The sequence below is a fragment of the Chelatococcus composti genome (genome assembly GCF_014201415.1).
Lineage (GTDB): Bacteria > Pseudomonadota > Alphaproteobacteria > Rhizobiales > Beijerinckiaceae > Chelatococcus_A > Chelatococcus_A composti.
This window is the reverse complement of sequence record NZ_JACHEH010000001.1, coordinates 547,823-559,879: the sequence shown is the minus strand read 5'-3', so window position 1 is coordinate 559,879 and position 12,057 is coordinate 547,823. Positions and strand designations below refer to the sequence as shown.

Below are 12,057 nucleotides of genomic sequence, written 5' to 3'. Positions count from 1 at the left end.
GAATTGCCAATGACTGCATTGAATGCGGCGCAGGCCGGAGCATGGCCGCCGGTGTAGCGCCCAGCGGAGGACGCGAGATGTCTGCGAAGGACGAGTGGCCGCCCATTTCCCCCTACAAGACCGGGCTGCGCGGCCTGTGCCCGCGCTGCGGCCAGGGCCATCTCTTCAACGGCTTCCTCGCCCTGCGCAAGGAGTGCGAGGTCTGCGGGCTCGACTATTCCTTCGCCGATCCGGCGGACGGTCCGGCCTTCTTCGTGATGTGCTTTGCCTGCGTGCCGAGCGTCATCTTCGCGCTGTGGCTTGAGGTTGTCTATTCGGCGCCCCTGTGGGTGCACCTCGTCACGACACTGCCGCTCATGCTCCTCACCTGCGTGCCGCCGCTGAGGCCGCTCAAGGGATGGCTGGTCGCCAGCCAGTTTTTCTACAAGGCTGAAGAGGGGCGGCTGGACGTCTCCCGCTCCTGAGGCCTCCGCTCATGCTCAGCTGGGCAGGGTGACGACGAGGGCACCCTTGCGCGTTGCGACCACCGTGTGCTCGAACTGCACGGTCGGGGCGCGCGGCTCGCTGAACAACGTCCAGGGATCGTCACCGTTCTCCGCCCATTCCGCCCCGAGAGAGAGGAAGGGCTCAACGGTGAAGACCATGCCCTCCGTCATCACGCGACGCTCCGACTTGTCGGGCCAGTTGGGAATCTCCTTCGGCTCCTCGTGCAGCGAGTGGCCGACGCCGTGGCTGGCGAGGTTGCGCACCAGCGTGTAGTGGTGCTTACGCGCGAACTCGCCGATTGCCTGCCCGATGGCCGCAAGAGGCCTTCCGGCACCAACCTGCCGGATGCCTGCCCACATGGCGCGCCGTCCGTCGCGGCACAGCCGCTCCAGCGCCTTGGGTGCCGGCGGCACGAGGAAAGAGGCGCCGGTGTCGGCGAAGAGGCCGTCCTTCTCGGCCGAGACGTCGATGTTGACGAGATCGCCGGCAGCGATGCGGCGCGAGCCGGGGATGCCGTGGGCGATCTCCTCGTTGACGCTGATGCAGGTCGCGCCGGGAAAGCCATAGCACAGTTCCGGTGCGGGGCGGGCGCCCGCCCGCTCCAGAAGGCTGCGGCCGATCGCGTCGAGCTCCGCCGTCGTCATGCCCGGCTCGATGGCCGCGCCCATCGCCTCGAGTGTGCTGGCGACGATGCGCCCGATCTCGCGCAGCTTCTCGAGTTCGTCTTCGCTGGAAATGGTCATGAAGCCTCGTCGCGCCCGGCGGTGAGCCCTGAAGCCACCGCCATATACCGGACGGCCGCTTCTTCTCCATCGGCGCGTATGCTTAGCGAAACACCGCGCGGAAGTCTTGTGGCGGCGGAGGCGCCACCACAGGAAGCTGCCTGCCAGCCGGCGGGCGTCTGGCGGAAGGGCACCGTCAGTTCAGATGGCGCCTGAACCAGTCGATGGTGCGCTCCCACGCGAGCTTCGCCGCCGCCTCGTCATATCGCGGCGTGGTGTCGTTGTGGAACCCGTGGTTCGTGCCGGGATAGACATAGGCCTCGTAGATCTTGCCATGCTCTTTCAGCGCCGCCTCGTAGGCCGGCCAGCCGGCGTTGACGTTCTGGTCGTGTTCGGCGAAGTGCAGCAGGAGCGGCGCCTTGATCTTCGGCACGTCCTCCACCGGGGCCTGCCGCCCGTAGAACGGCACTGCCGCCCCGAGCTCCGGATAGGCCACCGCGGCCGCATTCGCCACACCGCCACCGTAGCAGAAACCCACAATGCCCACCTTGTCAGTCGTCGTGTCGAGGGTGGGGAGGAACTCGACAGCCGCGAAGAAGTCGTTCATCAGCTTGGCCGGGTCGACCTGGCGCTGCAGCTCGCGGCCCTTGTCGTCGTCGCCCGGATAGCCGCCGACGGATGTCAGCCCGTCCGGTGCCAGCGCCACGAAGCCTGCCTTGGCGAGGCGCCGCGCGACATCCTCGATGTAGGGGTTGAGGCCCCGGTTCTCATGCACCACGACCACGCCGGGCACCGGTCCCGGCGCCTTCGCCGGCCGCACCAGATAGCCGCGCACCTCCCCGTGGCCGTTGGGGGAAGGATAGGTGACGTACTGCGCGACGATGTCGGGATCCGTCGGAGCCACCTGCTGGGCCAGGGCATAGTTGGGGCTGAGCATGTGAAGCAGCGCCGCGGCCGTCGTGCCGCCGACCGCGAATTTGGCCGCCCCGTCAAGAAACTCGCGCTTGGTGATCCGCCCGTGCGCGTAGAAGTCGTAGAGCTCGAGCAGTTCCTGCGGAAAATCCTTGGCCGTCAGTCTCGTCATGGTGCCCTCCGTGTTTGCCGGCGGATGATAGGCCGGCGGATGATAGATCGTTCCGGCCGGGCAGGAGGTCACGCTTGCGATACCGCCTATTCCTCGAGGCGGCCGGTGCTGTCCCGGTCCCGCTCGTAGCGCCGCGCGAGCGGGAAGGGCGGCAGCCACGACTCGCGGCGGATGGTCCAGAGCTCGTAGGTGGGCTTCAGCTGGTCGGGTGCGTCGAGGGAGCCGAGGTTCACCTCCACCTCGTCGCCGGTGCGCGAAAAGACGGACGAGCCGCAGCGCGGGCAGAAGAAGCGCCCGGCATAGTCGCGCACCTCGCCTTCGATCGTCACCGCCTCCTGCGGAAAGACGGCGGAGGCGTGGAACAGGGCGCCGTGATGCTTGCGGCAATCGAGGCAGTGGCAGAGGCCTACCCTGTAGGGGCGCCCCGATGCGACGAGCCGCACGTTGCCGCACAGGCAGCCCCCGGTGAAACGGTCCATGCTCGCCTCCTTCTGAACATCTCATCGACCGGAATGATGGGCACGGCCGAGGCAGCGGCAGGGCCCGCCCCGCCGCCCGTCCGGAAACCTGACGGACAGGGCAGCGCGAGGCAACGGGTTCAAGAACCGCTCCGGCGGAGGACCGCTCGGTCCTGGTGGGAGGCGGTCGCAGGATCCGCGCCATCGTGGCCGAGACAGAACTGGTCCTGCTGCGCGACACCGGCGACGACGAGCTCGACGTGATGGTTGATGCCTTCGCCCGGATCCGCAAGCGCCTGCAGGACATCCGGGGCGAGCCCTGAGCATCGCACGGCGAGCGGGCCGCCGCGCAGGCGTAGCGCAGATGCCGTCAGCGCGCCACGACCGTCAGGGACGTGCCCCACGGGTCGCGCAGCGGCAGACGTGTCGCCGTCGCTTCGGCCGCCCGCTCCTCCGGCAGGCGCGCACGCAGGGCCGCGAACGTCGCCGCATCCGCGAGGAGTTCGACATCCACCAGCCCCGTCACCGGCTCCGGGCGTACCGGCGCGCCGCGACTGTTCCAGATGTTGGTGCCGATGTGATGGTGGTAGCCGCCGGTCGAGAAAAAGGTCGCGCCCGGATAATGGCAGACGACATCAAGACCGAGGAGCCCCGCATAGAACGCCTCGGCCCTGTCGAGTGCGCCGACCTGAAGATGGACGTGACCGATGAGGGAGCCGGCCGGCAGGCCGGACCACTTCCGCGTCGCCGTGGCCACGAGGCTGTCGAGGTCGAGCGGCAGGGTGTTCATTCTCACCTGTCCGTTGTGCCATTCCCAGCGCTCGCTGGGCCGGTCCCAGTAGACCTCGATGCCGTTACCTTCCGGGTCGGCGAGATAGTTCGCCTCGCTCACGAGATGGTCCGAAGCGCCCTGCAGGAACACCCGCAGCTCGGCGGCGTGGAGCAGCCACTGGGCGAGGTCCGCCCGCGTCGGCAGCAGAAAGGCGTTGTGGAAGAGACCGGCTGATCGCCGGTCGGCCAGCGGGGCCGACGGATCGTGGCGCAGTTCCAGCAACACCTCATCGCCCACACCCAGCCGGACGCGCCCCGTGCCGGTCTCGACCGGGGCAAGGCCAATGACCTGCTGGTAGAAGTGGCTGACTGTATCGAGGTCGCGCACGGTCAGGGCGACCGTGCCGATCCGCATGGGCGCGCCGGCGGAGGTTTCGGATGCGGTCATGGGATGTGCCTTCCGAGCATGATGGTTCCGCCAGCATGCATCGCGCCGGTCAGGCGGCACGCTTGGCCGGTGAGCCCCGATATCAGCCTTTCGGCTTTCGGGACGCCTCGTCGTCCGGCTCCGCACCACCATGCGGGCGTGGCGTGATTTGGGAACTGGGCAACGATCGCGTGATCTTGGGCGGGTCGCTCGCAGGAAAGGTTCCCTCCAGCTCCCGGTCCAGCTCCTTGTCGAGAGCCTCCTGCTCGGTTTCCTGCTTCCGTGCTTTCGACATCGGCGCCTCCTTCAAGCCGGGAGGATAGCACGAAATCAGACGGCGCGTCCGGAGACGACGCTCAGCGCATTTCAAACAGCTCCTGGTGGAAGCGCTTCGACACGTCGAACCCGTGGCGCGCGAAGTCCTGCCTGAGCGCGCGTCCGAAGGCCGAGGGGCCGCAGAACCAGATACTCGCCTCGCGCCATCCCGTCACCACGGCGCGGATGCGCTCGCCGTTCAGCCTCCCGTCGCGCTTGTCGTAGAGAACGTGCAATTGCACCCCGGCCGCGCCGGCATCTGCCTGAAGCTTGGCGATAGCCTCCTCGCTGTAGTCGGCCGTGGGGTGGAACAGGTGGATCTCCTGCGGGCGGTACGTGTCCGGTGCGCTCTGCCGCTCCAGCGCGATCTCCTTCATGCGGGCGATGAAGGGCGTGATGCCGATGCCGGCGCCGACCCAGATCTGGCACGGGCGATCGTCATCGAAGGTGAAGCAGCCATATGGCCCCTCGACCGTCACCGGCTCGCCCACATAGCGCCTGTCGCGCAGGGTGCTGGTGAAGTCGCCCAGCTCCTTGGCGACAAAGGTCAGCCGGTGCTGTGACGGATGCCAGGCCGAGGCGATGGTGAAGGGATGCGGGCCGTCCGTGGGATCGCCGCTCACGAAGGCGAACTGTCCCGCTTTATGCCCGGGCCAGCCCTGCGGAATGTCTATCTCGCCCTCGAGAACGCGAAGCTCCGGATAGTAGCGGAGATAAGTGATCCGGCCCTCGGCCTTGAGTTGGGCTCCGACCCGGCGCAGCAGCACCAGGACGGACGCGACGGATCCCGAGGCGAGAAGCACAGCCATCATGAGCCCGAGCGGGGTGAGCCAGTATCCGAACTCGAGCAGCACGACGGCGTGGAAGGCGAGCACGAGATAGGCCGCCGCGAGCAGACGGTGTGTCTTGTAGAAGATGTGGTACGGGATCCAGCGGACCAGCGCCACGACGATGAGCACCACGGCGGCATAGAAGGCCCACTCGCCGACGTCTTCCGCCAGCCCGCGCTGCGACAGCAGGAGCTGGTGAAACATGTTGTCGACAGGCGCGCGCGGGCCACGGACCGGCCGCTCCAGCAGGCCGAAGCCGACGGCCCATTTCGGCCCCTGAGTCCAGAGCCAGTGTGTGACCGACAGCACCAGCGCACCGATGCCCAGCCACTTGTGCAGGCGGTACATCTTGTCGAGGCCGCCCAGCCACCGCTCCGGCCAGCGCGGCCGCAGGGCGAGGATCATGGCAAGGCTCATGCAGCCCATGGCGAGCACACCGGTAAGCTGCACCATCGAGCCACGAAGCGGGAAGAAACCGCTGGGGAAGAGCGCCGCTGGATCGGCAATCAACCAAAGGCCGGCGAGCAGCACCAGAGCGCCCCAGAATACTGCCTTGATCTGCACCATCGGATGCTCCCCGGCCGTGACGACAGCCGATTCAGACTTGTTCCAGTTCCAAATATCTGATCCGACCTCCACCCACATCGTTGATGCACATCAAGAGTTCGCCGCCAGCGGCTTCCGCCAGGGCGAAATGTAACAGCCCGCCGGGGCTGTGGCGGGCTGCTTGGTCGAGCCGGGGGCAGGTTGCTCCGGCCTATGTATGGCAATCAGGCCTGTCTGGCAGCGGCGCAAACCTGCTACCGCGACGCCTTGTAGAGCTTGGTTGCGATCTCGAACATCTCCTCGGGCGAATAGTCCGGGGTGAATGCAGACGGGATGCCGGTGAGCTGGTGGATCTTGCCGCCCTCGGGCATGCCGTCGACAACCGTCAGCTCGCCCGGTGGATCGTCCGGCAGAGCCACCTCGCCATTCCCCCAGATGCCGGCCATCTCCCTGTAGTCGTCCGGGCTGAAGGTATAGAGGCGGCGGTGCGAGCCCTCCTCGAGATACTTCTGGCATTCGGGAATGTTGCCGAGGGGAATGTTCGGCGTCGGCAGCATCTTCTCGATCTCGACGCCGGTGATCTTCTTCAGCGCCAGGGCATAGGCGTGGGCGTGGACCGAGCCGCGCACCAAGAGATAGCCACAAACTTCGCGCCCGGTCGGATCCGTCAGGGTTTCATAGACGCGCAGCTTGTGGAGCCTCGCGCCGCATTCGAGATGGAAGTTGTGCAGCAGGTCGAGCACCACGTTGCCGGTTGTGGTGATGAAGTCATTGTTCCAGGACTGCCCGTTGCTGTTGACCGGCATGGCACCACCGCCGCCGGAGAGGAAGGCTGCCGCAAGACGGATGTCCTTCATGTCCTCGAAGGGCGCGTCCGAGATGTCCGCCCCGCCGGCTTCATCGTCGTTGGCGTCGTCGGGGCCGTTGTTGAGCATGGCGACGCCATTGCTGACGAGCTCGACGTGGCCCAGCTCTTCTGCCGTGATGGCTGCTACCAGGCTGTAGAAGGGGCGGAGCTTGCTCTTGCTGCGGAAGTTGAAGCTCTGGAACATGTAGTTGCCGAGAGTGGACATCTCGCCGTACTTGCCGCCCAGAAGCTCCTGGAGGGCGGCGGCGGCGTTCGGGTCCTGCCGTTTGGGGGCGGGCAGCTCCACTTGCAGCTTGTCGACACGCAGGAACATAGGACACCTCCATCGCTGCAGAAGCCGTCCCAACAAGACAGCGCATGCGATGTTCCAGACGGCGGCGCCTCAACTTGTCGAATCACCCGTATTAGCCTTTCAGGTTGCGGGACGACCGAGACGTGGGAGGCTGGAATGCGGCGGATTGCGGCGGCTCTTGCTTTCGTCCTGGCGCTGATGGGAGCGGCGCCTCCGTCCCATGCAACGGACAGCAGTTTCGCTTTCATGGTGGAGCTCACGCTCACCCCGAAGGCAGCGGAGAAGCTCCAGGCCCTCAAGGAGAAAATAGTCGTCGCCGCCTACTATTACGGCTATCCGTCGCCCAACGCTCCCAGGAAGGAGATCAAGGAGGGAATCTCCCTCGGCGCCGAGCATCACACGGTCGACAACTCCACACGACTCGTCACGGTGACGGGACGGGGCATATCCCTCAAGCATCTCGACTGGGTGCAGGACCGGAAAGTGAGAGTACTCACCAACGTGTACTCGGCGCGGCGCGGAGACCCGTTCAATCTCATCGATTGCGGCATCTTCGATGACGAGGTGGCGGTTGCAGCCCAATCGCCGGTAAAGATCGCCTGCAAGCTGATCGGGGAGTGAGCGCTGTCGTCACGTCAGCACCCGGCCGGTCCGGAATCGGCACGCAGGCAAAAGAGCCCGCTTTGCGAGTGCGGCAGTTTGTCCTACGGAGCATTCTGCACGGGCCGGCCCATTCTCTGGCGGCTCGCTTCTGGAAGCAGGATGTGACCATGGGCCACAGATTTGTTTCGAAACCGCTTGCCTTGATAGCTTCACTCGTCTGCGCGTCGGCCTGGGTCACCACGGCCGTGGCCGGGCCGATCAACGTGACCGTGACCGGTGCGCGCAACGATGACGGTGTCGTTCGTTGCGGACTGTTTTCCTCGGCCGCGGGCTTTCCGAAGCCCGAAAACCGGGTGGGGGAGGCGGTCGGCAAGGTCAGTGGCGGCACCGCCACCTGTTCGTTCAAGTCCGTGCCCAGCGGCACGTATGCGGTCGCCGTCTTTCATGCCGAGCACAACGAGATGCAACTGCAGTACGGCCTGTTCGGCAAGCCCAAGCAGGGCGTCGGCTTCTCGCGCAACCCCTCCATCACTTTCGGCCAGCCGAGCTTTAACGACGCGGCATTCGAGGTGGGGAACGCGCCGGTGTCTCTCAACATCCGCCTGAACTATTGACCTGTTGAACAGCCATCCGGCCGGCCTGCGCGACGAGGCCGGACGCGGACGAAAAAAGCCCCGGCGGGCAGATGGCCGCCGGGGTTGCCGTTTCGTCGCGAGCCTGCCGGCGTGTGGAGCCACGCCGGCATCCAGCCGCGCTTACTGCTCGATCGTCTTGTTCCAGCGGCTGTTCCACTCCGGCCGCTTGGCGTTGATTGCATCCCAGTCGAGTGTGACGACCGTCTTCATGTACTCGTGGAACTTCTTGAGCTTCTCCTCGGCCTTCGGCGTGCTGGCGGTCGCCTTCGGGTTCGAGGGGATGATGTTGCCAGCCTCAAGCGCCTTCGTCTGCGCGTCCGCCGACAGCAGGTAGGCGGCGAGCTTCTGGGCCAGCTCCGGCTCCGAGTTGTTGGCGATGACGCACTCGGCCACCATCAGCAGCACCGAGCCTTCCTTCGGCTGTGCGTACTCGACCGGGATGCCCTTGTCCTGCAGCCCGGCAACGCCCGTGGGCGTCAGCGGGAAGATCGCAGCCTCGCCGGTCTGTACCATTTCGGAGATCTTCGACGAGTTCGGGATGAACTCGATGACGTTCTTGCCGATGGTATCGCGGAACTTCTCGAAGCCCGGCTCCACGTTGTCCTCCGAGCCGCCCTGGATGCGGTTGAACATCAGGAAGGCGTGCAGGCCGAAGGACGAGGCCGAGGCGGACTGGAAGACGACCTTGCCCTTGAACTTGGGATCGGCGAGGTCCATCCACGAGGTGGGCGGCGCCCATCCGTTCTCGTCGAACATCTTCTTGTTGTAGGCGAGACCCGTCATGCCGAGGTCGACGCCAGCCGCCATGTCATCCTTGAAGCGGGCGGCGGGCAGGATCTCGTCGAGCTCCGGGCTCGGCTGCAGCTTCTCGCACAGCCCCGCCGAGATGGCGCGGGCCATGACGCCGTCGTCGAGGAACATGACGTGCATCTGCGGATTGTCCTTGGCCGCCGTCGCCTTGGCGAGAATGTCCGAGGACGTGCCAGGCACGACCACGATCTTGACGTTGTGCTCCTTCTCGAAGGGCGGGAACACCGCCTGCGTGTAGGCGCGCTCGAAGTTGCCGCCGTTCATGCCCACGTAGAGCGTCTTCGTCTGCGCGGAAGCGGCAGTGGCGTGGCCGAGGGCAAGGGCCGCGGCACCGGCCAAGAGGATGATGCGGTGGGTCATCATGTGTCAGGTTCCCCTTCCTTACGGCTCTTGCTTCTCGCCCGCACCCGAGCCGACGGTGGTGCGGGCCGGAGGACTGCCCGCCGTGAAGCGGGCGATGGAAAAGGCCTCGATCGGCGTCGGCGTCCGTCCGTCACGCACGAGCTCGGCGAGGACCTCACCGACGCCCGGCGCGATCTGGAAGCCGGCGCCGGAAAAGCCGAAGGCGTGGATAAGCCCCGGCGTCGTCAGGCTCGGGCCGAGCACCGGGTTCCTGTCAGGCATCTCGGCCTCCGTGCCGCTCCAGAAGCGGATGGCCTGCGCCTTGGCGAGGCCGGGAAACAGCGTGGCCGCCCGATGCATGATGGTCATGGCGCCGTCCGAGCGCGGGCGCGAGAAGTCGGGGTCGGAAAGGGGCTCGCCCCGCTCGCCGCCGACGATGCAGTTGCCGCGCTCCACCTGCCGGGCGTAGATGCCGCCGCCCTCCATGCCGATGTTGACGGTGAGGACTGGCGCCATCGGCTCGGTGACGATCATCGAGGGGTAGATGCGCTTGAGCGGCACCGGCTCGCCAAAGCTGGCGGCGAACTCGTCCGCCCAGGCGCCGGCGCTGTTGATGACGGTGCCGGCCATCACCTTGAGGCCCTGTCCCGCCTCCAGCACGAAGCCTTCGCCGTTGCGGGTGACGCCGGTGACGGGCGTGTTCTCGAGGACATGCACGCCGGCGCGACGTGCCGCCGCGGCAAAGCCGGTCGCGACAAGGCGCGGGTTGGCGTGACCGTCACCGGGGCAGAACGACGCCCCCACCGCGTCGCCGACCCAGGGGAAGCGGCGGCGCAGCTCGTTGTGGCCGATCAGCTCCAGCTCGAGGCCGGCGTCGGTAACCTTCGCCGCATAGGCTTCGAGTGAGGCCATGTCCGCCTCGGTCGTCGCGAGCTTCAGGTGACCCGAGCGCAGGAACTCGCCGTCGATGCCTATGAGGGACTTCAGCTTCGGCCAGATGGCGTGCGAGCGCTGGGAGAGCGGCAACTGCTCGGGCGGGCGCCCCTGCCGGCGCACGCCCCCGTAGTTCACGCCGCTTGCCTGCGCGCCACAATAGCGCCGGTCGAGTAGCGCGACATCCATGCCCATCCGGCGCAGCGCCAGGGCTGCCGAGCTGCCGACGAGCCCGCCGCCGATGATGGCGACATCGACACGAAGGGGCGTCATCATTCCGCAGCCTCCCTCGGTATCAGCGTCAGCGGAACGGGCTTGACAGGCGGCTGGCCCCGCAGGCGACCGACGGCAGCGACGCTGCGTCCCGTCTCCGCGGCCAGGATCTCGGCGGCGCTCGCGCCGCAGAAGCGGCCCTGGCAGCGGCCCATGCCGACGCGGCTCACGGCCTTGAGGCGGTTGATCTCGTCGAGCGCGAAATCGCGCACGCAGCTGCGCAGCGTGCCCGCCGTCACCTCCTCGCAGCGGCACACGACCGTGTCGTCCGCCACGGTGGCCGCCCAGTGCGCGGGGAAGGGGAAGGCCGCCTCCATCACGTCGCGGAAGCGGCTGATCCTGGCGAGCTCGAGCTCGAGCTCGGCCGCCCGGCCGGCCGCATGTTGCAGGCCGCGGTCTTCGAGAAGCGCGAGGGCCGCCCGCTCGCCGGCAAGCTCCGCAGCGTCTGCCCCGGCAATGCCCGCGCCGTCGCCCGCCACGTAGACGCCGCGCACGCTGGTGCGGCCGGAGGGCTCGCGCTGCGGCACGAACACCCGGTCGCGCTCGTTGAAGATGAAGGCGCAGCCGGCAAGGTCGGCGAGCTGCGTCTCCGGACGCAGGTTGAGCCCGTAGCCGACGGCGTCGCAGGAGAGGTAGTTCTCGCGTCCCTTCTCGCGCCAGCGCACGCCGACAACCCTGTCCTTACCCTCGAAGGAGAGGTCCGAGATGCCATGGCGCAGCATCACGCCGCGAAGCTTGAGCTCGGCAGCAAAGCGTGCCCCGCGCAGGATGATGGCCGGATAAAGGGCGAGGCCGCCGAGCAGGTTGCGCTTGGCGGACAGCGGCGCCGCATCGAGCACCGCCACCACCCGCACGCCCGCCTTCATGTACTGCCATGCGACGAGATAGAGCAGCGGCCCCGTGCCGGCGAAGACGACCCGCCGGCCGATGGCGCAGCCTTGCCCCTTCAGTGCCACCTGCGAGCCGCCCAGGGTGAAGACACCCGGCAGCGTCCAACCGGGCACGGGCAGGACACGGTCGCTCGCCCCGGTGGCGAGGATGAGCCCGTCATAGTTGACGGTGCGGTTCACGCCATCGACGGCGATGTCGGCGCGGCCGTCCCGCAGGTTCCAGACAAGCGCACGCGGCAGGTGGTCGATGCGGCCCGACAGGGCGGCGAAGGCGCGGTGCAGGCGCTCCGCCTTTTCGGCCTCCGACCCGTAGAGGTCGTGCGCATCGCGCCCGTCCTTCACCAGCGGCTGGCGGTAGATCTGGCCGCCGCAGGCGGGCGCCTCGTCCACCACGAGCGGACGAAGGCCGGCTTTCGCCAGCGTCTCGGCAGCGCGCACGCCGGCCGGGCCGGCACCGACGATGAGCGGCTGGGCGCGGCTCATGCGGAAGCCCCCGTCAGGATGTGCATGCCGGGGGCGAGCGGCGTCGTGCAGGCGCGCACGCGCTCCCCGTCCGCAAGCGTCACCCAGCAGTCCTGGCAGGCGCCCATCTGGCAGAACCCGGCGCGCGGCGCGCCCGAGAACTCGCTGACGCGCACCTTGTCGGCATTGGTCAGGATGGCCGTGAGCAGCGTGTCCCCCTCGCGCCCCTCGCAGGGCTTTCCGTCGAGCATGAAGGGAACGGGCGCGTGGTCCTGGCGCGCTATGCGTTGGAAAAGCGACATGAGCCGTG

The 12,057-nt window shown here is 67.4% G+C and carries 14 protein-coding genes; 3 read left to right on the top strand and 11 right to left on the bottom strand.

Going from position 1 to position 12,057, the window contains the following annotated elements:
• Positions 1–77: 77 nt before the first annotated feature.
• Positions 78–464 (top strand): DUF983 domain-containing protein, encoded by a 387-nt coding sequence (locus tag HNQ73_RS02735; RefSeq protein ID WP_183331960.1) that lies wholly within the window; start codon positions 78–80, stop codon positions 462–464.
• A gap of 15 nt (positions 465–479) precedes the next feature.
• Here the strand turns inward: HNQ73_RS02735 and map are convergent, their stop codons facing one another.
• The 7 genes from map to HNQ73_RS02700 all read right to left on the bottom strand — a co-directional run bounded on the left by map (position 480) and on the right by HNQ73_RS02700 (position 6,820).
• Complete coding sequence (gene map / locus HNQ73_RS02730; protein ID WP_183331958.1) at positions 480–1,229, bottom strand: type I methionyl aminopeptidase; 750 nt, start codon at positions 1,227–1,229, stop codon at positions 480–482.
• Positions 1,230–1,404: 175 nt separating this feature from the next.
• Complete coding sequence (gene yghX, locus HNQ73_RS02725) at positions 1,405–2,292, bottom strand: YghX family hydrolase (protein WP_183331956.1); 888 nt, start codon at positions 2,290–2,292, stop codon at positions 1,405–1,407.
• A gap of 86 nt (positions 2,293–2,378) precedes the next feature.
• Positions 2,379–2,771 (bottom strand): GFA family protein, encoded by a 393-nt coding sequence (locus tag HNQ73_RS02720; RefSeq protein ID WP_183331955.1) that lies wholly within the window; start codon positions 2,769–2,771, stop codon positions 2,379–2,381.
• A gap of 349 nt (positions 2,772–3,120) precedes the next feature.
• Positions 3,121–3,969 carry a VOC family protein gene (locus tag HNQ73_RS02715; protein WP_183331954.1) on the bottom strand — a complete coding sequence of 283 codons (849 nt, stop codon included), beginning with the start codon at positions 3,967–3,969 and terminating at the stop codon, positions 3,121–3,123.
• An 82-nt stretch (positions 3,970–4,051) separates the two neighbouring features.
• On the bottom strand, positions 4,052–4,243 hold the full coding sequence (locus tag HNQ73_RS17820; RefSeq protein WP_210304924.1) for a hypothetical protein: 192 nt from the start codon (positions 4,241–4,243) through the stop codon (positions 4,052–4,054).
• Between the two features lie 61 nt (positions 4,244–4,304).
• Positions 4,305–5,660: a ferredoxin reductase family protein gene (locus HNQ73_RS02705; protein WP_183331953.1), complete on the bottom strand. Its 1,356-nt coding sequence runs from the start codon at positions 5,658–5,660 to the stop codon at positions 4,305–4,307.
• Between the two features lie 233 nt (positions 5,661–5,893).
• The gene (locus HNQ73_RS02700; protein WP_183331951.1) at positions 5,894–6,820 is read right to left on the bottom strand and encodes a manganese catalase family protein; all 927 of its coding nucleotides are present in this window, start codon (positions 6,818–6,820) and stop codon (positions 5,894–5,896) included.
• A 135-nt stretch (positions 6,821–6,955) separates the two neighbouring features.
• Between HNQ73_RS02700 and HNQ73_RS02695 the strand changes: the two genes are divergently transcribed.
• On the top strand, positions 6,956–7,420 hold the full coding sequence (locus tag HNQ73_RS02695) for a hypothetical protein (RefSeq protein WP_183331949.1): 465 nt from the start codon (positions 6,956–6,958) through the stop codon (positions 7,418–7,420).
• 149 nt (positions 7,421–7,569) lie between these two features.
• Positions 7,570–8,016 (top strand): DUF2141 domain-containing protein, encoded by a 447-nt coding sequence (locus HNQ73_RS02690; RefSeq protein ID WP_183331947.1) that lies wholly within the window; start codon positions 7,570–7,572, stop codon positions 8,014–8,016.
• 141 nt (positions 8,017–8,157) lie between these two features.
• Here the strand turns inward: HNQ73_RS02690 and HNQ73_RS02685 are convergent, their stop codons facing one another.
• From HNQ73_RS02685 to HNQ73_RS02670, 4 genes are read right to left on the bottom strand one after another with little or no spacing between them, the layout of a single operon-like run.
• Positions 8,158–9,207, bottom strand: coding sequence for an ABC transporter substrate-binding protein (locus HNQ73_RS02685; RefSeq protein ID WP_183332228.1), 1,050 nt, complete (start codon positions 9,205–9,207; stop codon positions 8,158–8,160).
• Between the two features lie 21 nt (positions 9,208–9,228).
• Positions 9,229–10,398, bottom strand: a complete 1,170-nt coding sequence (locus HNQ73_RS02680) for an NAD(P)/FAD-dependent oxidoreductase (RefSeq protein ID WP_183331945.1) — start codon at positions 10,396–10,398, stop codon at positions 9,229–9,231.
• The gene (locus HNQ73_RS02675) at positions 10,395–11,768 is read right to left on the bottom strand and encodes an FAD/NAD(P)-dependent oxidoreductase (RefSeq protein ID WP_183331943.1); all 1,374 of its coding nucleotides are present in this window, start codon (positions 11,766–11,768) and stop codon (positions 10,395–10,397) included. Before HNQ73_RS02675 ends, HNQ73_RS02680 begins: the two co-directional genes overlap by 4 nt.
• The gene (locus tag HNQ73_RS02670; RefSeq protein ID WP_183331941.1) at positions 11,765–12,049 is read right to left on the bottom strand and encodes a (2Fe-2S)-binding protein; all 285 of its coding nucleotides are present in this window, start codon (positions 12,047–12,049) and stop codon (positions 11,765–11,767) included. The genes HNQ73_RS02675 and HNQ73_RS02670 overlap by 4 nt, the downstream gene beginning before the upstream one ends.
• Between the last annotated feature and the right edge of the window lie 8 nt (positions 12,050–12,057).

What these genes read in the sequence shown, in the direction of transcription:
- HNQ73_RS02735 (WP_183331960.1), top strand. Translation starts at nt 78, where the DNA reads ATGTCTGCGAAGGACGAGTGGCCGCCCATTTCCCCCTACAAGACCGGG.
- map (WP_183331958.1), bottom strand. Translation starts at nt 1,229, where the DNA reads ATGACCATTTCCAGCGAAGACGAACTCGAGAAGCTGCGCGAGATCGGG.
- yghX (WP_183331956.1), bottom strand. Translation starts at nt 2,292, where the DNA reads ATGACGAGACTGACGGCCAAGGATTTTCCGCAGGAACTGCTCGAGCTC.
- HNQ73_RS02720 (WP_183331955.1), bottom strand. Translation starts at nt 2,771, where the DNA reads ATGGACCGTTTCACCGGGGGCTGCCTGTGCGGCAACGTGCGGCTCGTC.
- HNQ73_RS02715 (WP_183331954.1), bottom strand. Translation starts at nt 3,969, where the DNA reads ATGACCGCATCCGAAACCTCCGCCGGCGCGCCCATGCGGATCGGCACG.
- HNQ73_RS17820 (WP_210304924.1), bottom strand. Translation starts at nt 4,243, where the DNA reads ATGTCGAAAGCACGGAAGCAGGAAACCGAGCAGGAGGCTCTCGACAAG.
- HNQ73_RS02705 (WP_183331953.1), bottom strand. Translation starts at nt 5,660, where the DNA reads ATGGTGCAGATCAAGGCAGTATTCTGGGGCGCTCTGGTGCTGCTCGCC.
- HNQ73_RS02700 (WP_183331951.1), bottom strand. Translation starts at nt 6,820, where the DNA reads ATGTTCCTGCGTGTCGACAAGCTGCAAGTGGAGCTGCCCGCCCCCAAA.
- HNQ73_RS02695 (WP_183331949.1), top strand. Translation starts at nt 6,956, where the DNA reads ATGCGGCGGATTGCGGCGGCTCTTGCTTTCGTCCTGGCGCTGATGGGA.
- HNQ73_RS02690 (WP_183331947.1), top strand. Translation starts at nt 7,570, where the DNA reads ATGGGCCACAGATTTGTTTCGAAACCGCTTGCCTTGATAGCTTCACTC.
- HNQ73_RS02685 (WP_183332228.1), bottom strand. Translation starts at nt 9,207, where the DNA reads ATGACCCACCGCATCATCCTCTTGGCCGGTGCCGCGGCCCTTGCCCTC.
- HNQ73_RS02680 (WP_183331945.1), bottom strand. Translation starts at nt 10,398, where the DNA reads ATGATGACGCCCCTTCGTGTCGATGTCGCCATCATCGGCGGCGGGCTC.
- HNQ73_RS02675 (WP_183331943.1), bottom strand. Translation starts at nt 11,768, where the DNA reads ATGAGCCGCGCCCAGCCGCTCATCGTCGGTGCCGGCCCGGCCGGCGTG.
- HNQ73_RS02670 (WP_183331941.1), bottom strand. Translation starts at nt 12,049, where the DNA reads ATGTCGCTTTTCCAACGCATAGCGCGCCAGGACCACGCGCCCGTTCCC.